The sequence below is a fragment of the Streptomyces sp. NPDC014623 genome, assembly GCF_043088245.1.
Taxonomy (GTDB): Bacteria; Actinomycetota; Actinomycetes; order Streptomycetales; family Streptomycetaceae; genus Streptomyces.
The window spans coordinates 63,785-86,017 of record NZ_JBIBZU010000006.1; the positions used below are offsets into that span (position 1 = coordinate 63,785).

The 22,233-nt window shown below is 70.7% G+C and carries 22 protein-coding genes; 14 read left to right on the forward strand and 8 right to left on the reverse strand.

Annotated elements, in window-relative coordinates; translation table 11 throughout:
- Nucleotides 1-15 precede the first annotated feature (15 nt).
- On the reverse strand, nt 16-1,341 hold the full coding sequence (locus ACF1FZ_RS12420; protein WP_391773323.1) for an aldehyde dehydrogenase family protein: 1,326 nt from the start codon (nt 1,339-1,341) through the stop codon (nt 16-18).
- Entirely contained in the window at nt 1,338-2,033 is a 696-nt protein-coding gene (locus ACF1FZ_RS12425; protein ID WP_391773324.1) for a type 1 glutamine amidotransferase domain-containing protein, read from the reverse strand. Before ACF1FZ_RS12425 ends, ACF1FZ_RS12420 begins: the two co-directional genes overlap by 4 nt.
- Before the next feature lie 175 nt (nt 2,034-2,208).
- Between ACF1FZ_RS12425 and ACF1FZ_RS12430 the strand changes: the two genes are divergently transcribed.
- On the forward strand, nt 2,209-2,649 hold the full coding sequence (locus tag ACF1FZ_RS12430) for a MarR family winged helix-turn-helix transcriptional regulator (protein WP_391773325.1): 441 nt from the start codon (nt 2,209-2,211) through the stop codon (nt 2,647-2,649).
- A gap of 65 nt (nt 2,650-2,714) precedes the next feature.
- Here ACF1FZ_RS12430 and ACF1FZ_RS12435 read toward each other — a convergent pair whose 3' ends face one another.
- Complete coding sequence (locus ACF1FZ_RS12435; RefSeq protein WP_391773326.1) at nt 2,715-3,101, reverse strand: PLD nuclease N-terminal domain-containing protein; 387 nt, start codon at nt 3,099-3,101, stop codon at nt 2,715-2,717.
- Between the two features lie 89 nt (nt 3,102-3,190).
- Here ACF1FZ_RS12435 and ACF1FZ_RS12440 point away from each other — a divergent pair, with 89 nt between their 5' ends.
- Together ACF1FZ_RS12440 and mqnP are read left to right on the forward strand one after the other, a co-directional pair.
- Nucleotides 3,191-4,648: a menaquinone biosynthesis decarboxylase gene (locus ACF1FZ_RS12440; protein WP_391773327.1), complete on the forward strand. Its 1,458-nt coding sequence runs from the start codon at nt 3,191-3,193 to the stop codon at nt 4,646-4,648.
- Nucleotides 4,645-5,556: a menaquinone biosynthesis prenyltransferase MqnP gene (gene mqnP, locus ACF1FZ_RS12445; protein WP_391773328.1), complete on the forward strand. Its 912-nt coding sequence runs from the start codon at nt 4,645-4,647 to the stop codon at nt 5,554-5,556. Before ACF1FZ_RS12440 ends, mqnP begins: the two co-directional genes overlap by 4 nt.
- Here the strand turns inward: mqnP and ACF1FZ_RS12450 are convergent.
- A complete protein-coding gene (locus ACF1FZ_RS12450) occupies nt 5,546-6,142 on the reverse strand; it encodes a rhomboid family intramembrane serine protease (RefSeq protein WP_391773329.1) in 597 nt (198 codons plus the stop codon). The genes mqnP and ACF1FZ_RS12450 overlap by 11 nt on opposite strands.
- A 113-nt stretch (nt 6,143-6,255) precedes the next feature.
- Between ACF1FZ_RS12450 and ACF1FZ_RS12455 the strand changes: the two genes are divergently transcribed.
- Nucleotides 6,256-6,921 (forward strand): UbiX family flavin prenyltransferase, encoded by a 666-nt coding sequence (locus ACF1FZ_RS12455; RefSeq protein ID WP_391773544.1) that lies wholly within the window; start codon nt 6,256-6,258, stop codon nt 6,919-6,921.
- Nucleotides 6,922-6,931: 10 nt separating this feature from the next.
- On the opposite strand, the gene ACF1FZ_RS12460 is transcribed toward ACF1FZ_RS12455, so the two are convergent.
- Nucleotides 6,932-7,081: a hypothetical protein gene (locus tag ACF1FZ_RS12460; protein WP_157841704.1), complete on the reverse strand. Its 150-nt coding sequence runs from the start codon at nt 7,079-7,081 to the stop codon at nt 6,932-6,934.
- A gap of 121 nt (nt 7,082-7,202) precedes the next feature.
- Here ACF1FZ_RS12460 and ACF1FZ_RS12465 point away from each other — a divergent pair, with 121 nt between their 5' ends.
- The 5 genes from ACF1FZ_RS12465 to ACF1FZ_RS12485 all read left to right on the forward strand — a co-directional run bounded on the left by ACF1FZ_RS12465 (nt 7,203) and on the right by ACF1FZ_RS12485 (nt 11,717).
- Nucleotides 7,203-7,658 carry an Lrp/AsnC family transcriptional regulator gene (locus tag ACF1FZ_RS12465; protein WP_391773330.1) on the forward strand — a complete coding sequence of 152 codons (456 nt, stop codon included), beginning with the start codon at nt 7,203-7,205 and terminating at the stop codon, nt 7,656-7,658.
- A gap of 91 nt (nt 7,659-7,749) precedes the next feature.
- On the forward strand, nt 7,750-8,913 hold the full coding sequence (gene mqnE, locus ACF1FZ_RS12470) for an aminofutalosine synthase MqnE (RefSeq protein WP_391773331.1): 1,164 nt from the start codon (nt 7,750-7,752) through the stop codon (nt 8,911-8,913).
- Nucleotides 8,914-9,026: 113 nt separating this feature from the next.
- Entirely contained in the window at nt 9,027-9,554 is a 528-nt protein-coding gene (locus ACF1FZ_RS12475; protein ID WP_391773332.1) for a GNAT family N-acetyltransferase, read from the forward strand.
- Between the two features lie 114 nt (nt 9,555-9,668).
- Nucleotides 9,669-9,965: a DUF4229 domain-containing protein gene (locus ACF1FZ_RS12480; RefSeq protein WP_391773333.1), complete on the forward strand. Its 297-nt coding sequence runs from the start codon at nt 9,669-9,671 to the stop codon at nt 9,963-9,965.
- Nucleotides 9,966-10,355: 390 nt separating this feature from the next.
- Nucleotides 10,356-11,717 carry a dicarboxylate/amino acid:cation symporter gene (locus tag ACF1FZ_RS12485; RefSeq protein ID WP_391773334.1) on the forward strand — a complete coding sequence of 454 codons (1,362 nt, stop codon included), beginning with the start codon at nt 10,356-10,358 and terminating at the stop codon, nt 11,715-11,717.
- A gap of 55 nt (nt 11,718-11,772) precedes the next feature.
- On the opposite strand, the gene ACF1FZ_RS12490 is transcribed toward ACF1FZ_RS12485, so the two are convergent.
- Entirely contained in the window at nt 11,773-12,969 is a 1,197-nt protein-coding gene (locus ACF1FZ_RS12490) for an alpha/beta hydrolase family protein (RefSeq protein WP_391773335.1), read from the reverse strand.
- A 235-nt stretch (nt 12,970-13,204) separates the two neighbouring features.
- Between ACF1FZ_RS12490 and ACF1FZ_RS12495 the strand changes: the two genes are divergently transcribed.
- On the forward strand, nt 13,205-13,825 hold the full coding sequence (locus ACF1FZ_RS12495) for a TetR/AcrR family transcriptional regulator (protein ID WP_391773545.1): 621 nt from the start codon (nt 13,205-13,207) through the stop codon (nt 13,823-13,825).
- Between the two features lie 6 nt (nt 13,826-13,831).
- On the opposite strand, the gene ACF1FZ_RS12500 is transcribed toward ACF1FZ_RS12495, so the two are convergent.
- A complete protein-coding gene (locus ACF1FZ_RS12500) occupies nt 13,832-14,671 on the reverse strand; it encodes a MaoC family dehydratase (RefSeq protein ID WP_391773336.1) in 840 nt (279 codons plus the stop codon).
- 3 nt (nt 14,672-14,674) lie between these two features.
- Nucleotides 14,675-15,997 (reverse strand): 3-oxoacyl-ACP reductase, encoded by a 1,323-nt coding sequence (locus ACF1FZ_RS12505; protein WP_391773337.1) that lies wholly within the window; start codon nt 15,995-15,997, stop codon nt 14,675-14,677.
- A 74-nt stretch (nt 15,998-16,071) separates the two neighbouring features.
- Here ACF1FZ_RS12505 and ACF1FZ_RS12510 point away from each other — a divergent pair, with 74 nt between their 5' ends.
- From ACF1FZ_RS12510 to ACF1FZ_RS12525, 4 genes are all read left to right on the forward strand, one after another.
- A complete protein-coding gene (locus ACF1FZ_RS12510; RefSeq protein WP_391773338.1) occupies nt 16,072-17,349 on the forward strand; it encodes an acetyl-CoA C-acetyltransferase in 1,278 nt (425 codons plus the stop codon).
- 120 nt (nt 17,350-17,469) lie between these two features.
- Entirely contained in the window at nt 17,470-19,386 is a 1,917-nt protein-coding gene (locus tag ACF1FZ_RS12515) for an AMP-dependent synthetase/ligase (protein ID WP_391773339.1), read from the forward strand.
- A gap of 255 nt (nt 19,387-19,641) precedes the next feature.
- Nucleotides 19,642-21,210, forward strand: a complete 1,569-nt coding sequence (locus ACF1FZ_RS12520; protein WP_391773340.1) for an APC family permease — start codon at nt 19,642-19,644, stop codon at nt 21,208-21,210.
- A 157-nt stretch (nt 21,211-21,367) separates the two neighbouring features.
- A complete protein-coding gene (locus ACF1FZ_RS12525; RefSeq protein WP_391773341.1) occupies nt 21,368-22,213 on the forward strand; it encodes an LLM class F420-dependent oxidoreductase in 846 nt (281 codons plus the stop codon).
- The last annotated feature ends 20 nt before the right edge of the window (nt 22,214-22,233 follow it).

The window sequence follows — 22,233 nt, forward strand, 5'->3', positions numbered from 1 at the left end:
CGGCATGTACGGGTGTCAGCCCAGCGGGGTGTCCAGAACCGCCTTGCGGTGGCTGAACGTCTCCAGGGAGTACCGGCCGTGGTAGTTGCCCATGCCGCTCTCGCCGACCCCGCCGAACGGCAGGTCCGAGACGGTCAGGTGGGCCAGCGGCAGTCCGATGCCGACCCCGCCCGAGGAGGTCTCGGACAGCAGCCGCTCCCGCACTGCGGGGTCCTGGGTGAACGCGTACAGGGCGAGCGGCTTGTCACGGTCGTTGATGAAGCCGATGGCCTCGTCGAGCCCGTCCACGGTGATGACCGGCAGGACCGGACCGAAGATCTCCTCCCGCATCACGGGGGAGTCCGGGGCGACATCGGCCAGCACCGTCGGGGCGATGTACTTCTCGTCCCGGTCGTGGTCGCCACCCGTCACCGCGCGGCCGGAGCCCAGGAGGCCCACCAGCCGGTCGAAGTGGCGCTCGTTCACGATCCTGCCGTACTCCGGGCTGGTGGACGCGTCCGGCCCGAACAGTGCCTCGACCGCCGCCTTGAGGGCGTCCTCCAGGGCCGGCGCGGTCTCCGGGTCGGTCAGGACGTAGTCGGGGGCGACGCACGTCTGGCCGGCGTTGAGGAACTTCCCGGAAGCCAGCCGGGCGGCCACCGTCTCCAGGTCCGTGCCGCGGTCCACGAACGCGGGTGACTTCCCGCCCAGTTCGAGCGTCACCGGCGTGAGGTGCTTCGCCGCCGCGGCCATCACGATCCGGCCTACCGTGCCGTTGCCGGTGTAGAAGATGTGGTCGAAGCGCTCGGCGAGCAGCGCGGTGGTCTCCGGGACCGCGCCCTCCACCACGGCGACCGCGTCCGTGTCCAGATACCGCGGCAGCAGGCCGGCCACGGCGGCGGAGGTCGCGGGCGCCAGCTCGCTGGGCTTGGCGACGACCGCGTTGCCCGCGGCCAGCGCGCCCACGAGGGGCGCGAGAAGCAGCTGGACCGGGTAGTTCCACGGAGCGATGACGAGGACGACCCCGAGCGGGTCCTGCACCGTGTGCGCCGTGGCCCCCTTGAGGACCGCCGGTACGGGGGCGGGCTCGGGCTCCAGCCAGCCCTCCAGGCGCTCCAGGGTGTGGTCGATCTCGCGGACCGTGAAGTCGATCTCGGTCCGGTAGGCCTCCTTGCGGCTCTTGCCGAGGTCGGCGCGGAGCGCCTCGGCCAGTGCGTCGCCGCGCTCGGTGAGCAGGGCGCGCAGCCGCGTCAGCTGGGCGGTACGCCAGGCGAGGTCCCTGGTGCGACCGGTACGGAAGGTGTCCCGGAGCCGGGCGACGACCTCGGCCGGTGCCTCCCGCACGGTCGTGGCGGCGCTCACAGGGCCGCCACGATCTCGCGGGCCAGCTGCTCGGAGGAAGCCGGGTTCTGGCCGGTGTGCAGGTTGCGGTCGTGCACGGTGTGCACCGCCCACGGTTCGGCGGCGGCGTAGTCGGCGCCGAGCTCGACGAGGCGGTTCTCCAGCAGCCAGGGCGCCTTGGCGGCGAGGCCCGCCTGGGTCTCCTCGGCGTTGCTGAAGCCGGTCATGCGGTAACCGGCGAACGGCCAGCTGCCGTCCTCGCGGCGGGCGGGCAGCAGTGCGGCGGGCGCGTGGCACAGCACGGCGACCTGGGCGCCGGAGTCCAGGGCCGAGGTGAGCAGCCGGCCGGACACCTCGTTGACGGCGAGGTCCTCCATGGGCCCGTGGCCGCCGGGGTAGAAGACGACGTCGTACGAGGTGGGGACGACGTCTTCCAGCCGGGCGGGGATACGGAGCAGCTCGTCGATCGAGGCGAGGTAGGAGGCGACGGCGTCGGCCTGCTCCTGGCCTCCGTTGGCTTCGGCGGCGAGGCTGGCGGTGTCCACGGTGGGGGCCACGCCGCCGGGGGTGGCGATCGTGATGTCGAAGCCGGCCTGCGTGAAGACGCGATGGGGGGCCGCGAGTTCCTCGGCCCAGAAGCCGGTGGGGTGGGTGGTGCCGTCGTTGAGGGTCCAGTGGTCGGCACCGGTGAGGACGAAGAGTACGGAGGGCATGGGGGATGCTCCCTACGAGACGCGAGACGTACGACGCGTGGACTTGAAGCTTGATATGCTCAAGCAATACCCTTCATGTAACGGGTCAAAGTTGAGCATGTCAAATGAATGCGGGTGCGTGGCGGACTGGGTCCGGGCCTCCGGACCGCGTGTACCGATCGAAGGATGACCGACCATGACGACGGAACCGGCACCCCGCGCCGTCCCTACTCCGGACGAACTGCTGGAACCTCTCGCAGTCGTCGTCCGCGGCCACCACGACGACCTCACCGCGGTCGCCGGCCGCCACGGTCTCAGCACCTCGCAGGCCCGGGCGCTGATCGCTCTCAACGAGCCCATGCCCATGAGCGCGCTGGCCGGTCACCTGGTGTGCGACGCCTCCAACGCCACCGGGCTCATCGGCCGCATGGAGGCCCGCGGGCTGGTGACGCGCACTCCGGCGCCCGGCGACCGCCGCTCCAAGGTGGCCTCCCGCACAGCGGAGGGCACCGAGCTGGCGCACCGCATCCGTGCCGAGATGCGCGTGGTGCACGAAGCCCTGGAGGCTCTCACTCCCGAGGAGCGCACGGCGCTGCTGCCCCTGCTCCACCGGCTGGGACGCCTGCTGTCCTCATGAACGCGTGACGTGCCCCATGACGTGACGTGCGTCATGACGTGACGTGACTCGTCACGTGGTGCGGCTCATGACGTGGCGGGCGGAGTCGTGTCCTCGGGGCCGGCGCCGCCCTCCCGGCGCTTGGTCTCCTCCTCGCGGCGGCGCAGGTCCGCCTCCCGGTCATCGAGGCGGGACTCGTCCTTCCCGGTCTCGCTCTTCAGCGACTTCAGGAAGTCCGGGTTGTCGTCGGGCGCCACCCATGCGGTGCGGCGCCCGCGCCCCCCGCCCGGCGCGGTGCGGGTCTTGCCCGCGGCGAGCCAGACGACCGGCCCGACGATCCAGAACAGCAGGATGATGAAGACCCAGGCGACCTTCGGCAGGTGCTTCGTCTCGTTCTCCGGGGTGTTCAGACAGTCGATGAACGCGAAGATCGTCAGTGCCAGCGGCAGAAGAAAGATCAGGGCCCTGAGCATCGTGCAAGATCCCCCGAGGTGAGGTGAGGGGGCGCACGGACCGCCCCCGGTGACGGGCCCAGGGTATCGGGTGTCCGATACTGGGCCTTATGGCTTACGACGATCTTCGCTCCCTGCTCCGTGCTCTGGAGCGCGAGGGCGATCTCAAGCGCATCAAGGCCGAGGTCGACCCGTATCTGGAGGTCGGCGAGATCGTCGACCGGGTGAACAAGGCGGGCGGCCCCGCGCTGCTCTTCGAGAACGTCAAGGGGGCGTCCATGCCCCTGGCCATGAACGTCTTCGGGACCGACCGGCGGCTGCTCAAGGCGCTCGGGCTGAAGTCCTACTCCGAGATCAGCGACAAGATCGGCGGCCTCCTCAAGCCGGAGCTGCCTCAGGGGTTCGTCGGGATCCGTGAGGCGTTCGGGAAGCTCGGCGCGGTGACGCATCTGCCGCCGAAGAAGGTCAAGTCCGACAGCGCCCCCGTCCAGGAAGTCGTCCTGACCGGCGACGACGTGGACCTCGACCAGCTGCCCGCGCTCTTCACCTGGCCCGGGGACGGCGGCTCCTTCTTCAACCTGGGCCTCACGCACACCAAGGACCCCGAGACGGGGATCCGCAACCTCGGGCTCTACCGGCTGCAGCGCCACGACAAGCGCACCATCGGGATGCACTGGCAGATCCACAAGGACAGCCGCAACCACTACCAGGTCGCGGCCAGGCGCGGGGAGAAGCTGCCCGTCGCCATCGCCTTCGGGGCGCCGCCCGCCGTCACGTACGCCTCCACGGCACCACTGCCCGGGGACATCGACGAGTACCTCTTCGCCGGTTTCGTCCAGGGCAAGCGGATCGAGATGGTCGACTGCAAGACCGTCCCGCTCCAGGTCCCGGCGCAGGCCGAGGTGGTCATCGAGGGGTGGCTGGAGCCGGGCGAGATGCTGCCCGAGGGCCCGTTCGGCGACCACACCGGCTTCTACACCCCGCAGGAACCGTTCCCCGCTCTGAAGATCGACTGCGTGACCATGCGCAGGCGTCCGCTGCTGCAGTCGATCGTGGTGGGCCGGCCGCCCACCGAGGACGGCCCGCTGGGGCGTGCCACCGAACGGTTCTTCCTGCCGCTGCTCAAGATCATCATTCCGGACATCGTGGACTACCACCTGCCGGAGGCGGGCGGTTTCCACAACTGTGCGATCGTGTCGATCGACAAGAAGTACCCCAAGCACGCCCAGAAGGTGATGAGTGCCATCTGGGGGGCGCACATGATGTCGCTGACCAAGCTGATCGTCGTCGTGGACGCCGACTGTGATGTCCACGACCTCCATGAGGTGGCCTGGCGGGCGCTCGGCAACACCGACTACGCCCGTGACCTGCTGCTCACCGAGGGCCCGGTCGATCACCTCGATCATGCTTCCTACCAGCAGTTCTGGGGTGGCAAGGCCGGGATCGACGCGACGCGGAAGCTGCCCGAGGAGGGCTACACCCGGGACGGGGGCTGGCCGGAGATGGTCGAGTCCGACCCGGAGACGTCCGACCGGGTGACGCGACGCTGGAAGGAGTACGGACTGTGAGCGCCTCGGCCTCCGCCGGCGCCGTGCCGCAGCCCCGCAGCAAGCCACGCGCGTTCCTGCGGCTGGTGATGATCGAGCACTCGGTCTTCGCGCTGCCTTTCGCGTACATCGCCTCGTTGACCGCGATGTTCCAGCTGGACAGGACGTTCCACTGGGGCACGCTGCTGCTCGTGACCGTCGCGATGGTCGGGCTGCGTACGTTCGCGATGGCCGCCAACCGGATCATCGACCGGGAGATCGACGCCCGTAATCCGCGCACGGAGGGCCGGGAGCTCGTGACCGGCGCGGTCACGGTGAAGTCCGCGTGGACGGGCGCGGTCGTGGCCGTCGTCGTGTTCCTCGGCGCCGCCGCCCTGCTGAACCCCCTCTGCCTGGTGCTGGCGCCGGTCGCCGTCGTGCCGATGGTCGTCTACCCGTACGGCAAGCGGTTCACGAACTTCCCGCACGCGATCCTGGGCCTCGCCCAGGCCATGGGACCGATCGGCGCCTGGCTGGCGGTGACCGGGAGCTGGTCGTGGGACGCGGTGATCCTGGGGCTGGCCGTCGGCATCTGGATCGGCGGCTTCGACCTGATCTTCGCGTGCCAGGACGTGCAGGCCGACCGGGCCCACGGGGTGCTCTCCTTCCCCGCGCGCTTCGGGATCCCGGCCGCGCTGTGGGGCGCGCGGGTCTGCCACGTGGTGACGACCGGGCTGCTGGTGTGGTTCGGCCTGGCGACCGACGCGGAGATCTTCTACTGGATCGGCATGGCGATCGTCGCCGTGGCCTTCGTCTACGAGCACCGGGTCGTGCGGCCGCACGACCTGTCCCGGCTCAACCGGGCCTTCTTCTCGGTCAACGGCTTCATCGGCATAGCGCTCTTCGCCTGCGCGCTGCTCGACCTGCTGGTGCGGGGCCTCACACCGTGACGTAGGTCCGGGGGCGGCGGGGGCGGCGGAGGAAGAACGCCGCCGCCACCCCGCCTATGAGGCCGAAGAGGTGGCCCTGCCAGCTGATGCCGGAGTCCGTCGGCAGCACGCCCCAGAGCAGGGAGCCGTAGACCGCGGCGATGATCACGCCGATGACGACGTCCAGCGGGCGCCGGTCCACGAACCCGCGGACCAGAAGGTAGCCGAAGAGGCCGAAGACCACACCGGACGCGCCGAGCGTCACCGTGTCAGGCGGCGCGGTGAGCCAGACGCCGAGGCCCGCCGTCACGATCACCACGAGGACCACGGCGGCGAACCTGCGTATCCCGCCGAGCGCGGCGATGAAGCCGAGGACCAGCAGCGGGACGCTGTTGGACGCCACGTGCTCCCAGCCGCTGTGCAGGAACGCGGACGGCACGACGTCGGCCAGTTCCGGGACTTCGCGGGGGCTGACGCCGTAGGTGTCGAGGGAGTTGCCCGTCGCCATGTCGACGCCCTCCAGGAGCCACAGCAGCGCGAGCCAGGCGAGCATGACCGTGCCGGCCGTGACGGCCCGTGCGGTGGCGCTCGTGCGTGTGCCCTTCATGGCCACCCCCTGCCCATGGCTGTTCCCTCGTCCGTTGCAACGTCCGGAGCCCCTGGCTCAGTTCCTGGAGCAGAGCGCCGGATAGGCTCGACGGTGTGAGTACCGGGACTTCGATGAGTCAGCAGCAGCGCAGACCTTGGATTGTCGGGGTGTCGGGCGCATCGGGCACGCCCTTCGCGGCCGCGGTGCTGCGCGGGCTGCTGGCCGCCGGGGAGAGCGTCGATCTGGTGGTCAGCCGCGCCTCGCGGCTGACGCTCCTGGACGAGACGGGGATCGCGTTCCGCGACGCCCACTGGCAGGAGGACCTGCGGAGCTGGCTGGCGCGGGGCGCGGACGGGAAGCCGGACGCCTTCGGCCCGGACATCACCGGTGTACGGCACTGGGCGGCCGGCGATCTGGCGGCCGGACCGTCGTCGGGGTCGTATCCGGCGAAGGGGATGCTGATCGTCCCGGCGTCGACGGCGTGCGTGGCGGGGGTGGCCCTCGGGCTCTCGAAGGATCTGCTGCAGCGGGCGGCGAGCGTGACGCTCAAGGAGCGGCGGAAGCTCGTCGTGGCCGTACGCGAGACGCCGCTCAGCGGCCGGACACTGAAGCAGATGGTCGCGCTCGACGAGGCGGGCGCCGTGGTGCTGCCCGCCTCGCCGGCGTTCTACGCGGGAGCGACGCACATCCAGGACCTGGTGGACTTCGTCGCGGGGCGGGTGCTGGACGCGGCAGGGGTGCCGCACCAGCTGTACCGCCGGTGGGAGGGGGAGCTCGGTGGCGCCTCCCGGGGCTGATCCGGCGGGGTCAGCGCTTCTTCCTGTTCACGCGCGGGGTGCGCGTGCGGTCGACCCGGTGGGCGGCGGCGGGCTGGTGGGCACGCGAGCGGTTGGCCAGGTCCTGCAGCTCGCGCATCCGGGCGTAGGCCATCTCGATCGAGTACACGGTGAAGGTCACTCCTGAAGATTCGAAAGCTTTTCTTGGATGGTGGAGAAGATTTACAGGGCTTGACCCTGTTACGCCTTAGATTCTACACATAAGCTCGCGGTACTGCTGAACAATGGAAGGTTTCAGTCATATGGACGCGGTGGACAGACAGCTCATCCAGGCCCTGAGGGAGAACGGCAGGGCCTCGTACGCCGAGCTGGGACGGCTCGTGGGGCTTTCCGGGCCCAGCGTCACCGACCGCATCAACCGGCTGGAATCCGCCGGTGTCATCACCGGTTACCGCGCGACCGTCGACGCCGCCTCGCTGGGGCTCGGGGTCACCGCGCTGATCGGCATCTCCCTCTCCGACGCCGCCGACCACGAGGACGTCGCGCACCGGCTGAAGGACCTCGCCGAGATCGAGGACTGCTGGTTCATCGCGGGTGACGACTCGTTCATGCTCAAGGTGCGGGTGGGGGACGTGGACGGTCTGGAGAAGACGATCCGCAGGCTCGGCGGCACGAAGGGCGTCTCCCGGACCCGGACGACGGTCGTGCTCTCCACCAAGTGGGAGAACCGGGTCGGGGAGCTCCCCGAGGAGGAGTGACGCGGAGCGGTGACGGGGGTCCTCCCGCTCTTCGGGCGGGGGAGTACCGTGGGCTGCCGGATCTGTCACACGGAGATATGGAGGCGCCCTGGTGGACGCGGGACTCAAGCGCGAGCTGGAGGAGAAGGTCCGGGCCGGCGAGCGGCTGACCCGCGAGGACGGGATCGCGCTCTACGAGTCCGACGACCTGGCCTGGCTCGGCGGGCTGGCTCACAAGGTGCGTACGCGGAAGAACGGCGACGTCGTCCACTTCAACGTCAACCGTCACCTCAACATGACCAACGTGTGCACCGCGTCCTGCGCGTACTGCTCGTTCCAGCGCAAGCCGGGTGAGAAGGACGCGTACACGATGCGCATCGAGGAGGCCGTCCGGCTCGCGAAGGCGATGCAGGGCGAGAACCTCACCGAGCTGCACATCGTCAACGGGCTGCACCCCACCCTGCCGTGGCGCTACTACCCGCGCTCGCTCAGCGCGCTCAAGGAAGCCCTGCCGGAGGTGGCGCTCAAGGCGTTCACGGCGACGGAGATCCATCACTTCGAGACGATCTCCGGGCTCTCGGCCTCGGAGATCCTCGACGAGCTGATCGAGGCCGGTCTGGAGTCGCTGACCGGCGGTGGCGCGGAGATCTTCGACTGGGAGGTCCGTCAGCACATCGTCGACCACAACACCCACTGGGAGGACTGGTCGCGCATCCACCGCCTCGCGCACGAGAAGGGTCTCAAGACCCCGGCGACGATGCTGTACGGGCACATCGAGGAACCCCGTCACCGCGTCGACCACGTGCTGAGGCTGCGGGAGATGCAGGACGAGACCGGCGGCTTCCAGGTCTTCATCCCGCTTCGCTACCAGCACGACTTCGTGGACATGAAGGACGGCAAGGTCCGTAACACCCTCCAGGCGCGGACGTCGATGGCGACCGGCGCGGAGGCGCTCAAGACCTTCGCGGTCTCGCGGCTGCTCTTCGACAACGTCCCGCACGTCAAGGTGTTCTGGGTGATGCACGGCGTGCAGACCGCGCAGCTCGCACTCCAGCACGGTGCGGACGACATGGACGGCTCGGTCGTCGAGTACAAGATCACGCACGACGCCGACGACTACGGCACGCCGAACAAGCTCGGCCGCGAGGACCTGCTGGAGCTCATCCGGGACGCGGGCTTCCGGCCCGTGGAGCGCAACACCCGGTACGAGATCCTGCGCGAGTACCCGGGCCCGGACGCCGGGCGGCGCGAGACGCCGCAGCCGATGCGCGTCTGAGGCACCACCGCGCGCGACGCCCCCGCAGTGTGAGAAAGCCCCGGCCGGCCGGGGCTTTCTCGCGTGGTGGACGCAGGTTGAGCACTGTCTCCCGTAATAGTTAATCTGCCTGTATGGCGCTTACTTTTGAAGTGGATCCCGCGTTCGGCCGAACTTTGCGGGACGGCATCACCGCGCTCTGGGTCGATGTCAGCAACGCGGGCGGAGCCGTCGGCTTCGTGCCGCCCGTCACCGACGAAGAGGTCCGGCCGGAGCTCCTCAAGCACCTCGCCGGGATGGCGGAAGGCCGCACCCGCCTGGTCATCGGGCGGGACCAGGACGGCACGGTGGCCGCCACCGCCTTCCTCACCCGCAACACCCACCGGCTCATGCAGCACTGGATCGGCGTCTACACGGTCATGGTGCACCCGCGCCACCAGGGCAAGGGCTTCGGGCGCGCCCTGATGACGGCCACGGCCGACGCCGCCCGGGGGCTCGAGGGGATCGACGCCATCCGGCTCACCTGCCGCAGCGGCACCGGGGCGGACCGCTTCTACGCCTCCTGCGGCTACAAGGAGGTGGGCCGGATCCCCGGCGCCATCCGGGTGGCCGAGGACGACTACCGCGACGACATCATCATGCTGCTCCCGCTCTTCCGGTAGCGGCCCCGGGGGCAGACCCTGCGAACTGATCGAATTCGGGGCATGCTTCACTGGTCGGGCAGGATTCCGGACTGCACGACCGCAGGAACGTCGGACGTAGAGAGAAGGCCAGCCGTGTCCGCTGCCAAGCCGAGCGCAACGATCCGGTACACCGCCATGCGCCTGCTGATTTTCGTCGGCTGCTTCTTCGTCGCCGGCGCGGCGGTCCATTTCGGCGTGCTTCCCGCAGGCGTCGGCGGCTCCAACGTCGTCTGGGTCATCCTCCTGGGCCTGCTGCTCTCCGCGCCCCTCAGCTTCATCCTGCTGCGCAAGCAGCGCGACGAGATGTCCGAGCAGATCGTCTCGTCGGTCGACCGGACCAAGGCCAGGCTCGAGGCGAACCGCACCCGCGAGGACAGCGTCACCCGGTAGGCGCCGCGTAAGGTTCCTCACACCCGAACCCCGTACGACGAGACCCCGGACCGGAGCAGCCGCTCCTGTACCGGGGTTTCGGCGTGTCCGGACCCGGCCGGACAGAATGATCAAGAAGCAGACCTTTGAGGTTCTCAAAGTTTCGGTGTTAACGTGTTCGGCATGATGACGGCAGTGCGCACCCACCACGCCCCGGGCGTCCCGCTCGTGGCGCGCCTGCACGTCGATCTCTGCCGCTGTATGTCCGCGGTCTGTTGCCGCAACGTCTGAACCGGCATCATGCAGCGGCGCCGCCCCCGGCGCGGGCGCCGCACCCCCGTCCCCCTGTTCGACCGCACGACCGTACGTCTGTCCTCGTACGCACCGGTGCGTCACATCTGGAGTGTGTCCGTGTCCGCGAATCCCGCGCCCACCGCCGAGACCGAAGCCGGTAAGCCGTCCGGTTCCGGTTTCCGCCTGCCCAGCATCCCGTTCTGGATACAGATCGTCGCCGGTCTGGTTCTCGGTGTCCTGCTGGGCTGGCTCGCCCGCAGCCAGGACGTCAGCTGGCTCGTCACCACCCTCGACAAGGTGGGCGGCATCTTCGTCCAGCTCCTCAAGCTGGCCGTCGCGCCCCTCGTCTTCTTCGCGATCCTGGTGTCGATCACCAACCTGCGCAAGGTCAACAACGCCGCCAGGCTGGCCACCCGCACCCTGCTGTGGTTCATGATCACCTCACTGATCGCCGTCGCCATCGGTCTCGCGATCGGCCTGGTCACCAACCCGGGCGCCGGCACCGGCCTCACGCCGAAGGACGGCGCCAAGCCCGAGAACGCCGGCTCCTGGATCGACTTCCTCACCGGTATCGTCCCCACCGACGTCATCACACCGTTCACCGAGCTGAACGTCCTGCAGATCGTCTTCATGGCGGCCGTGGCCGGCATCGCCGCGCTCCAGCTCGGCGAGAAGGCCAAGCCGATCCTCGTGCTCAGCGAGTCGGTCCTCGAACTGCTCCAGAAGGCCCTGTGGTGGGTCATCCGCCTCGCCCCGATCGGCACCGTCGGCCTCATCGGCTACGCGATCGCCGACTACGGCTGGGACCTGATCGGCAAGTACGCCACGTTCACCGCCGACGTGTACATCGGCTGCGCCCTCGTGATGTTCGGCGTCTACCCGCTGCTGCTCGCCACGGTCGCCAAGGTCAGCCCGCTGCAGTTCTTCAAGGGAGCCTGGCCCGCGATCCAGCTGGCCTTCGTCTCCCGCTCCTCGGTCGGCACGATGCCGGTGACCCAGCAGGTCACCGAGCGTCTCGGCGTCCCGAAGAACTACGCGAGCTTCGCCGTCCCGTTCGGCGCCACGACGAAGATGGACGGCTGCGCCGCGATCTACCCGGCGCTGGCAGCGATCTTCATCGCGCAGATCTTCGACATCCAGCTGGGCATCGGTGACTACATCCTGATCGCGTTCGTCTCGGTGATCGGCTCGGCGGCCACCGCCGGCCTCACCGGCGCCACGGTCATGCTGACCCTCACCCTGTCGACCCTGGGCCTGCCGCTGGAGGGTGTGGGCCTGCTGCTGGCCATCGACCCGATCCTGGACATGATGCGCACCGCCACGAACGTGGCGGGACAGGCTCTGGTCCCCGTGATCGTCGCGGCCCGCGAGAAGATCCTCGACCACGACGCGTACAACTCGGCGTCGGCCTCCCCGGTCGAGGAGCCCGCGGACGAGGTGCGTGACACGGAGACCAGGGGCGTCCCCGTCACGGTGTGACCTCCCCCTGCTCACCGGCGCCCCCGGACTCCGTGTCCGGGGGCGCCGGCGTGTGTCAGGGGCGGCTGAAGACGACCTCGGGGTTGCCGGGGGTGGGGCCGTCCAGCAGGGGCTGGTGCCGTCCGCGCAGGTGCTGGTCGAAGAAGGCGCTGACGTAGTCACGCGTGATCCGGACCTGCCGGTCGGTGGAGAGCGTGACCGTGGGGTCCAGGGTCACCTCCATCCGGTCCTCGAGGACGGGCACGTCCGTGAAGCTGGAGTGGCCTGAGCCCTCCACACCGAGCCAGCGCTTCCAGCCGCCCAGCCGCTGCCAGCCCTTGTCCCACGAGTCGTCCTCACCACCGGGGTGGTGGAACGAGGTGGTGCCGAGCATCAGGAAGGGCCGGTCGCCGACGCCCGGGCGCGGAACCGGGTCGAAGAAGGTGCCGTCCATGTTGACCCCCGCGTCGACGCGGGCATCGGTGAACATCGTGGAGGCCGCGGCGCTGCCGCCGATGGAGTGGCCCGCCACGGCGACCCGGCGCCGGTCGATCATGCGGGCGTTTTTCCAGACGGGGCGGGACCCGGTCAGCCGGTCGAGCACGAAGGAGAGATCGGAGGCCCGTCCGGTGGAGACGGTCTTCAGCACTTTCCGTTCGGCCGCCTCGTCCGGTGCCGCCTCGACCGCGTCACACGCCGCGCACGTGAGGATCCGCCCGCCGGGGAACGCCGTCCCCATGGATTCATGGGCGTGATCGACGCTCGCCACGACGTAGCCGCGGCTCGCCAGGTCCTCGGCGAGGGACGTCAGGGTGGCCCGGGGGTTACCGAAACCGGGGGAGAGCAGCACCAGGGGGAACCGGCCCCGTGCGGTGTCCGCGCCCGTGCGGGCGTGGGTGCCGAGGGAGCTCGTCCTGGCAGGGGCGTCGTCCCCCAGCCCGCGGCCCGCCAGGAGGGCCTCGGCCTCCTTCGCGCTCATGTACGGGGCGGGGACCCCCGGGCCGCCGGCCCGGGCCGGGTAGTGGACCGACACCATCAGTTCGCGGTCCCCGGCCCCGGGGACCCAGGGGTCGGTGCGGCTGCGGTCGGTGAGGTGCAGGACGTCCGCCCCCACGGCGTACGGGCCGGTCGGACGGGGCAGTCCGGCCGGGACCGCGGTGGACGCGGCCGGGGCGGGGCGGGACAACGCCTGGGCGGTGACGGCGGGAGCGGCCAGCAGGGCGAGGGCTGCGAGGGCCGCGACAGCGGTCCGTCTGCGGATTCTGGTCGTCATGTGAAGGACACTAGGCAGCCGGACCGAAGAGGACATCGGACCCGGGGGCGATCCCGTGGGGGACCTGAGGCGTACGGGCGGGATACCGCAGGTGCAGGGGACGACTACCGGCCACCGCGGCCGGGCCGCGCCCCTTCCCAGCGACGGCTGTCGGGGCCGCGCCGTACTCTTACCGAGGAGTAGCGCAGTGGGGGCGGGAGGGATGTCTGACGTGAGTGCAGTGAAGAGCAAACGGATGCCGCGCGCGGTGCGTGAGAAGCAGATGATGGACGCGGCTGTGCAGACCTTCGGGCAGCGCGGATACCGGGCCGCCTCGATGGACGAGATCGCGGAACTCGCCGGTGTGTCCAAGCCCTTGGTCTACCTGTACCTCAATTCGAAGGAGGAGCTCTTCACCGCGTGCATCCGCCGTGAGGCGAAAGCGCTGGTGGAGGCGATACGGGCGGCCGTGGAGCCGGGGATTCCGGCAGACAGGCAACTGTGGTCGGGGCTGCGGGCGTTCTTCACCCACACCGCGGAGAACCCGGACGGCTGGGCGGTGCTGCACCAGCAGGCGAGCTCGCACGGGGAGCCGTTCGTCAGCGAGGTGGGGGCGCTGCGGAAGGAGATCGTTGCGTTCGTGACCGGTCTGATCGGTGCGGCGGCGCGCGAGGCGCACAGCGATCCCGCGCTGCCGGACCGGGACGTGGCGGGGCTCGCGCAGGCACTGGTGGGGGCGGCGGAGGCGCTCGCCGGGTGGGCGAACGTCACTCCCGGCGTCTCGGCCAAGGAGGCCGCGTCCACCCTGATGAACTTCTCGTGGGCGGGCCTGGAGAACCTCATGCAAGGGCGCGGCTGGCAGTCCCGGGGGGACTGAGCGGGCTCAGTCCTCCCGGGCCACGCTGCCGGTGAGGTGGACGCGGCTGCCGCTGCGCACCTGGAAGGCGGAGCCCGTGGCGGCGTACGTCACGGTGGAGGGCAGCAGGACGGGCGCCTTGAAGTCCGCCCGCACGGACCGGATCCGGCCCGGCTCGCCCGCCCCGGCCCCGGTTCCGGCTTCCGCCAGGCAGCGGGCGACGGTCCACATGCCGTGAGCGATGTGCCGGGGGAAGCCGAAGAGCCGTGCCGTCACGGGGTGGAGGTGGATGGGGTTGCGGTCACCCGAGGCTGCTCCGTACCGCCGTCCGAGGCCGGTGGGCAGCCGCCACTCCGCCACGGCGGGCAGCTCCGGGGAGACGTCCGGGGAAGGAGCGGGGGCGGCCGCCGCTCCGGTCGCGTGCCGGGACAGGTAGCCGCTGCGTGACTCCCAGACGAGTTCGCCCCCACGCCGCGCCTCGGTCACGACCGTGACCTCGGTGCCGCGCCGGTGGGGCGCCAGTTCGTCCGCGTGGACGGCGAGTTCGAGCTCGTCCGCCGGGTGCAGTGTCCGGTGTCCGGTGATCTCGATCCAGGTGTGGACCAGTCCGAGTACCGGGAGGGGGAAGTCGCGGCCCGTCATCAGCCGCATGGCCGGCGGGAAGCCCAGCACGTGCGGATAGGTGAGCGGCACCGGGCCCGATTCGGCGAAGCCGCAGATCCTGCTGTACGCGGCGAGGGGGCCGGGGGGGATGCGGGCGGGCGGGAGCACCGCACGGCCGGCGGGCAGCGTGGCGCCGGGGCGTCCGGCCCGCTTGAACGGTGAGGTGAGGGCTCCGCGGACGAGGGACAGACCCAGGCCGGTCATGGGTCACGCCCCCAGCAGGCTCTGGCCGCAGACCCGTACGACCTGGCCGTTGACCGCGCTGGACGCGGGCTGGGCGAACCAGGCGGTGGTCTCGGCGACGTCCACCGGGAGGCCGCCCTGGGACAGGGAGTTCATCCGGCGGCCGGCCTCCCGGATGAAGAAGGGCACGGCGGCCGTCATCTTCGTCTCGATGAAGCCGGGCGCGACGGCGTTGACCGTGATGCCGTGCTCGGCGGCGGCGCGCGGAGCCAGCGAGCGGACCAGGCCGATGATGCCCGCCTTGCTCGCCGCGTAGTTGGTCTGGCCGTTGTTGCCCGCGATCCCGGCGATGGACGCGGTGGCGACGATCCGGCCGCCGCGGCGCAGGGTGCCCGACCCGACGAGGGCGTCCGTGGTGCGCAGGACGCTGTCCAGGTTGACGTCGATGACCGAGGCCCAGCGGTCGGCGGGCATGTTGGCGAGCCGGCGGTCCCGGGTGATGCCCGCGTTGTGGACGAGGATGTCCAGCCCGCCGGGGACGGCCGCGGCCATGAGACCGGCTGCGTCGGGTGCGGTGATGTCCAGCGGCAGGGCGGTGGCGCCGAGGCGGTCGGCGGTGCGGACGAGCTGTTCCCGGGCCTGCGGGACGTCCAGGCAGATCACCTGGGCGCCGTCCCTGGCCAGGACGGAGGCGACGGAGGCGCCGATGCCGCGCGCCGCGCCGGTGACGATCGCGGTGCGCCCGGTCAGCGGCGCCGCCCAGTCGGTCACCTCTCCGGGGGCGTCGGCGGTGAGTTCGATGACCTGGCCGCTGATGTAGGCGGCGCGGGGGGACAGCAGGAAGCGGAGCGTGGACTCGGCCGAGGCCGGGCTCGCCCCGGGTGCGAGCCGCAGCAGCTGCGTGGTGGCACCCCGGCCGATCTCCTTGCCGAGTGAGCGTACGAACCCTTCGAGGGCCTGCTGGGCCGCCGCCTGGTGATGGTCGTCGGGGGACGGCGCGGTGCCGAGGACGACGACGCGGCCGCCGCCGGCCAGCGACCGTACGACGGGGTGGAGGGCGGCGTGTACGCCGGCGAGTCCGGCGGCCGTGGTGACGCCGGTGGCGTCCAGGACGACGGCGGCCGGGCGTTCGGCCCGGCCGGTGACCTTCAGGCCGGTCGTGGCGAGTACCGGGCCGAGCGCGCCCGGGTGGGCGGAGCTGCCTGCGGTGAGGTGGAGCAACGGCCCGTCCAGGGAAGGGGTTTCCAGCGTCCAGCGGCGCAGCGGGGCGGGCTGGGGCAGGCCGAGTCCGCGGGTCAGGAATCGGCCGGGTGCGGTGCCGGTGAAGTGCAGATAGCGGTCGGCCATTGTCTGGACTCCTGCTCGGTCGTAGATTTACTCCGGAGTAAGGTTACTCAAGGGTCAGGAGTTGTCGAGATGAGTTGGTCGAATTGATTCCCCTCGCACTTCCGCGGCCGCGCCGGGTCGCGGTCATCGGTGGCAGCCGTATCCCGTTCGCCCGCTCCGACGGCCCGTACGCGCAGGCGTCGAACCAGGACATGCTGACCGCCGCGCTGGACGGGCTCGTCGAGCGCTTCGGCCTGGGGGGACAGCGGGTCGGCGAGTTCGTGGCCGGGGCGGTGCTCAAGCACAGCCGGGACTTCAATCTGGCCCGCGAGACCGTCCTGGGGTCGGCCCTGGACCCGCGCACACCCGCCTACGACATCCAGCAGGCGTGCGGTACCGGTCTGCAGGCCGTGATCGCCGCGGCCAACAAGATCGCACTCGGCGCCGTCGACTCGGCGATCGCGGGCGGCGCGGACACCGCGAGCGACGCGCCCCTCGGTGTCAACGACCGGTTGCGCAGGATTCTGCTGGAAGCCCGCCGCGCCAGGTCGACGGGAGCCCGGATCAGGGCACTCGCCGCAATCCGTCCCGGCCACCTCGTCCCCGACATCCCCCGCAACGCCGAACCCCGCACCGGCCTTTCGATGGGTGAGCACGCGGCGGTCACCGCCCGGAAGTGGGGGGTGACCCGCGAGGACCAGGACCTGCTGGCCGCCACCAGCCACCGGCGTCTCGCCGCGGCGTACGAACGCGGCTTCCTGGACGACCTCGTCGTCCCGTACCTCGGGCTGGACCGCGACCAGAATCTGCGTCCCGGCTCCACCGTGGAGAAACTGGCCACGCTGAAGCCGGTGTTCGGCGCCGGTGACCCCGGCGCGACGATGACCGCGGGTAATTCGACCCCGCTCACCGACGGCGCGGCCACCGTGCTGCTGGCGAGCGAGGAGTGGGCCGGGGCGCACGGTCTGGAACCGCTGGCGTACCTGTCGCTGTACGAGACCGCCGCCGTGGACCATGTGAACGGCGAGGACGGGCTGCTGATGGCACCCGCGTACGCCGTCCCGCGCCTGCTGGAGCGTGCCGGGCTGACCGTCGGGGACTTCGACCTCTTCGAGATCCACGAGGCCTTCGCCTCCCAGGTGCTCGCCACCCTGGCGTCCTGGGAGGAGCAGGGGCTCGCCCCCGTCGACAGGGACAAGCTGAACGTGGTCGGATCGTCCCTCGCCACCGGCCACCCCTTCGCCGCGACGGGCGCCCGGATCGTGGCGACCCTGGCCAAGCTCCTCGCGGAGCGGGACGCGCCGGGACGGGGACTGATCTCGGTCTGCGCCGCGGGCGGCCAGGGGGTCACCGCCATCCTGGAACGCCCCTGACCGCGGTCCGGGTCCCCCGACCGCCCATCCGTACGTGAACGACCCCGCGCACCCAGCAGCCGCCTCGGCGCCGGCCCCACGGACGGGCCCGGCGCCGGACCCCATGTCGAGGAGCCGCTCGTGTCCACGCCCGCCCCCGCCGCAACCGCCGCCTCCGCCGTCCCCGCCCTGGTCGAGCCGACCAAGGTCAGGGCGGCCGACGGCACCGTAAGGGAAGTCTCCGTGCCGCCCCTGGTGCCGGCCGTGCGACGCGGCTCGCTCGCGGAGATCCCCTTCGACAACGCCAGGGAAGCCCCGGCCGAGGCGGTCCTCAGCCGCAAGCAGGCCGACGGCAGCTGGCAGGACGTGACCGCCGCCGAATTCGCCGCGGAGGTCCAGGCCGTCGCCAAGGGCCTGATAGCCGAGGGTCTCCAGAGCGGTGACCGGATCGCGATCATGGCCCGTACGACCTACGAGTGGACGCTGTTCGACTTCGCGTCCTGGGCCGCCGGGCTGGTCACCGTGCCCATCTACCCCACCTCCTCGGCCTTCCAGACGCGCTGGATCCTCCAGGACTCCGGGGCGGTCGCCTGCGCGGTGGAGACGAAGGAGCAGGGCCGGCTGGTCGGTCGGGAACGGCAGCAGCTCGGAGACCTCACCCATCTCTGGCAGTTCGACACGGGTGCGACGGACCGGCTGAAGACCCTGGGCGAGGACGTGCCCGACGCGGCCGTCGACGCCCGTCGTGGTGCCCTGGGACCGGACAACCCCGCCACCCTCATCTACACCTCGGGCACCACGGGCCGGCCCAAGGGCTGTGTCCTGACCCACGGAAACTTCTTCGCCGAGGTCGACAACGCCATCGAGCTGCTCCATCCGGTCTTCAAGTCGGTTTCCAAGTACCCCGCGTCCACCCTCCTGTTCCTGCCTCTCTCCCATGTCTTCGGCCGGATGGTGGCGATCGGCTGCATGCGTGCCCGGGTCCGGCTCGGGCACGCGCCGTCCATCCGGACCGACGACCTGCTCGCGGACCTGGCCGGCTTCAAGCCGTCGTTCCTGCTGGCCATCCCCTACGTCCTGGAGAAGGTCTACAACACCGGCCGGGCCACCGCCGAGAAGATGGGCCGCGCCTCCTCCTTCGACCGGGCGGCCCGCATCGCGCAGCGCTACGGCGAGGCGGTCGAGGCGGCGGAACACGGCACGGGTCCCGGCCCCGGCATCGGGCTCCGTGCCGCCCGCGCCCTCTACGACCCGCTGGTCTACCGGCGTATCCGGGCCGCGCTGGGCGGTCACGTCCGGTACGCCATCTGCGGCGGCTCCCCGCTGGGGCACAGGCTCGCGGCCTTCTACGCGGGAGCGGGCATGCAGATCTTCGAGGGCTACGGCCTGACCGAGACCACCGCCGCCGCCACGGTCACCCCGCCCCTCAAGCCCCGGCTGGGCACGGTGGGCTGGCCGCTGCCGGGCACCGCCGTGCGGATCGCGGACGACGGCGAGGTCCTGCTCAGCGGCGGCCAGGTCTTCAAGGGCTACTGGGACACCGAGCGTGGCGAGGCCACGCCGTACACGGATGACGGCTGGTTCCCGACGGGTGACCTGGGGGCTCTGGACGACGACGGCTACCTCACCATCACCGGCCGCAAGAAGGACATCATCATCACGTCCGGCGGCAAGAACGTCACCCCCGCTCCGCTGGAGGACTGGCTGCGCGCCCATCCGCTGATCAGCCAGTGCATGGTGGTGGGGGACGACCGGCCGTTCATCAGCGCCCTGATCACCCTGGAGCCGGACGGGCTGGCCCACTGGCGCCGGATGCGCAAGAAGGAGGGCGTCCCCCTGCGCGAGCTCGTCCACGACGAGGAACTGCTCGCCGTGTTGCAGCGCGCGGTCGACGAGGCCAACCGGCTCGTCTCGCGCGCCGAGTCCATCCGCAGGTTCACGGTGCTCCCCCAGGACTTCACCGAGGAGAGCGGGCACCTCACCCCGTCGCTGAAGCTCAAACGCGACGCGGTCATGCGGGACTTCGAAGCGGAGGTCGAGGAGCTGTACCGCGCGTAGCCCCGGAGGGCCTCACGACGACTCCGAGGCGGACGCCGGGAATACGACGGGAAAATTTTGAACCGGCACAAAGCGGTCAGGGGTGCGATTCCCGTACGTCTGTACGTCCCGCCTCGGAGCATTGTTTGCAAGGTGAAAGCTGTTCAAAACCTTTGATGTGAGTGGTCACATCCGGTAATCTGGCGGCGAGTCAAGGGTGAGACATCGGAGTCTCACCCTCCGGATGTGGAAATCGCAGCACATAGCGTCCTCTCCATGACTGAGCTGGACGCGCGGCCACAGGCCGGAGACACGGTACGGGGAAGCGTCCCGGCCGACGGCGGCGTACGCGAGAAGGGCCTCGGGGGCAACTCCGTCGGCCTGATGGGCAGCGCCGTCCTCGGTATCTCCACCGTCGCCCCGGTGTACTGCCTGACCTCCACCCTCGGGTCCACCGCCGGTGAGGTCGGTGTGCAGATGCCCGCCGTGTTCCTGGCGGGGTTCCTCCCGATGCTGCTGGTCGCCTTCGCGTACCGGGAGCTCAACAAGGCCGTGCCGGACTGCGGCACCTCGTTCACCTGGACGGTCAAGGCCTTCGGGCCGCGCCTGGGGTGGATGTGCGGCTGGGGCCTGGTGATCGCCACGATCATCGTGCTGTCGAACCTCGCCGGCGTCGCCACCTCCTACTTCTGGCTCCTGGCGGGCGAGGTCTCCGGCAGCGAACGGCTCGCCGCCCTGGACGACAGCAAGCCGGTCCACATCCTCACGTGCCTCCTCCTGATCGCCGTGGCCACGGCGATCAGCTACCGGGGGATGACCGCCACCAAGGGGGTCCAGTACACCCTCGTGGTGCTTCAGCTCGTCGTCCTCGCCCTGTTCGTGACCATGGCCGTGCAGAAGGCGGGCAGCGGTGATCTCTCCAGCACGCCGACGGACTTCTCCTGGTCCTGGCTGAACCCGTTCGCCGTCCGGTCCTTCGCCGCCTTCACGGCGGGGCTCTCCCTCTCCATCTTCATGTTCTGGGGCTGGGACACCTGTCTCACCGCGAACGAGGAGACCGTCGGATCCGAGAAGACGCCGGGCCGGGCCGCGCTCGTCTCGATGGTCGTCCTGGTCGGCTCCTACCTCGCCACCGGTATCGCCGCCCAGATGGCCGTCGGTACCGGCGGCTCGGGCCTCGGCCTCGCCGCTCCGGAGACCTCCGACAACGTCTTCGCCGCCCTGGCCGGTCCGGTCATGGGCCCCGGCCTCGGCATCCTGCTCTTCCTGGCGGTGCTGGCGTCGGCGGCCGCGAGCCTGCAGACCACCTTCATCCCGGTGGCGCGCACGGTCCTGGCGATGGCGACGTACGAGGCACTGCCCGCGTCGTACGCCAAGGTCCACCCGCGCTTCAGGACCCCGGGGCGGGCGACCGTCGTGGCGGGCGTCGCGACCGGCGTGTTCTACACGGTGATGACCCTGGTCAGCGAGCACGTCCTGGTCGACACGATCTACGCGCTCGGCCTGATGATCTGTTTCTACTACGCGCTGACCGCCTTCGCCTGCACCTGGTACTTCCGTGCCGAGCTCACCCGGTCCGCCCGTGACCTCGTCCTCAAGGGCCTGTTCCCCGCCGTCGGCGGCATCCTGCTCGCAGCGGTCTTCGGCAAGACCCTCCACGACATGTGGGACCCGGCCTACGGCTCCGGCTCGTCCGTCCTCGGCGTCGGTTCCGTCTTCGTCATCGGTGTCGGGCTGCTGCTGCTCGGCGTGGTGCTGATGGAGGCCACGCGGCGCCGCAGCCCGGCGTTCTTCCGCGGTGAGGTGCTGACGAAGGAGACGCCGGCGTTCGTGGTGAACGACTGAGCGGTCCGGCCGGCGTGCCGGTGTCCGGGCCCCCGGCCCCGGCGGGGCGAGGCGGGAGTCGCGGACGGAAGGGGACAACTACCCCTGCGGAGTGGGTTCTGCGGCCGCTCGACCGCATACCTTGGAGCCGTCACGCACGACGACGGAGGTGCCTCTCATGCGGATCGCCACGACGATCTTCCTCACCGACGAGACGATCACGCCGGTCCGGCTCGCGCGCGAGCTGGAGCAGCGGGGGTTCGCCGGGCTGTACCTGCCCGAGCACACCCACATCCCGGTGAGCCGGGAGAGCCCGTATCCGGCGGGTGGTGAGTTGCCGGACGAGTACGGGCGCACGCTCGACCCCTTCGTCGCCCTGGGGCAGGTCTCCGCCGTCACCGAACGGCTGTCCCTCGGCACCGGCATCACGCTGATCGCCCAGCACGACCCCATCGACCTGGCGAAGCAGGCCGCCACGCTCGACCACCTCTCCGGCGGCCGCTTCACGCTCGGCATCGGCTTCGGCTGGAATGTGGAGGAGGCCGCGGACCACGGAGTGCAGTGGTCGACCCGGCGCGCGCTCGGCAGCGACCGGCTGGCACTGATGAGGGCCCTGTGGGCGGACGAACCGACATCGTACGAAGGTGAGTTCGGTTCTGTCCGGGCGAGCCTGGCCTATCCGAAGCCGGTGCAGCGGCCGCGCGGACCGGTGAGCGGCCCGCGCACCCTGATCGGCGGGGCGGCCGGCCCGAAGCTGTTCGCGCAGATCGCCCGGGACGCGGACGGATGGCTGCCGATCGGCGGACGCGGCCTGTCGGAGTCCGTGCCGCGGCTGCGTACGGCCTGGGAGGAGGCGGGCCGCGACCCGGAGCAGCTCCAGGTGGTGCCCTATGCGGTCCGGCCCTCGCCGGGGAAGCTGGCATACTACGCGGATCTGGGCGTCGAGGAGGTCGTCCTCCAGTTGCCCCCGGCCGGGGAGGGCGAGGTGCTGCGCGCTCTGGACGCGTACGCGGCGTACCTGTGACATGCCTGTGGCCGGGAACG

Bases quoted from the DNA above. Each gene is read 5' to 3' on its own strand.
- ACF1FZ_RS12500 (WP_391773336.1), bottom strand. From the start codon at position 14,671: ATGACCGGCCTGGGTCTGTCCCTCGTCCGCGGAGCCCTCACCTCACCG.
- ACF1FZ_RS12505 (WP_391773337.1), bottom strand. From the start codon at position 15,997: ATGGCCGACCGCTATCTGCACTTCACCGGCACCGCACCCGGCCGATTC.
- ACF1FZ_RS12435 (WP_391773326.1), bottom strand. From the start codon at position 3,101: ATGCTCAGGGCCCTGATCTTTCTTCTGCCGCTGGCACTGACGATCTTC.
- ACF1FZ_RS12475 (WP_391773332.1), top strand. From the start codon at position 9,027: ATGGCGCTTACTTTTGAAGTGGATCCCGCGTTCGGCCGAACTTTGCGG.
- ACF1FZ_RS12455 (WP_391773544.1), top strand. From the start codon at position 6,256: ATGAGTCAGCAGCAGCGCAGACCTTGGATTGTCGGGGTGTCGGGCGCA.
- ACF1FZ_RS12465 (WP_391773330.1), top strand. From the start codon at position 7,203: ATGGACGCGGTGGACAGACAGCTCATCCAGGCCCTGAGGGAGAACGGC.
- ACF1FZ_RS12495 (WP_391773545.1), top strand. From the start codon at position 13,205: ATGCCGCGCGCGGTGCGTGAGAAGCAGATGATGGACGCGGCTGTGCAG.
- ACF1FZ_RS12425 (WP_391773324.1), bottom strand. From the start codon at position 2,033: ATGCCCTCCGTACTCTTCGTCCTCACCGGTGCCGACCACTGGACCCTC.
- ACF1FZ_RS12520 (WP_391773340.1), top strand. From the start codon at position 19,642: ATGACTGAGCTGGACGCGCGGCCACAGGCCGGAGACACGGTACGGGGA.
- ACF1FZ_RS12440 (WP_391773327.1), top strand. From the start codon at position 3,191: ATGGCTTACGACGATCTTCGCTCCCTGCTCCGTGCTCTGGAGCGCGAG.
- ACF1FZ_RS12525 (WP_391773341.1), top strand. From the start codon at position 21,368: ATGCGGATCGCCACGACGATCTTCCTCACCGACGAGACGATCACGCCG.
- ACF1FZ_RS12430 (WP_391773325.1), top strand. From the start codon at position 2,209: ATGACGACGGAACCGGCACCCCGCGCCGTCCCTACTCCGGACGAACTG.
- ACF1FZ_RS12490 (WP_391773335.1), bottom strand. From the start codon at position 12,969: ATGACGACCAGAATCCGCAGACGGACCGCTGTCGCGGCCCTCGCAGCC.
- ACF1FZ_RS12450 (WP_391773329.1), bottom strand. From the start codon at position 6,142: ATGAAGGGCACACGCACGAGCGCCACCGCACGGGCCGTCACGGCCGGC.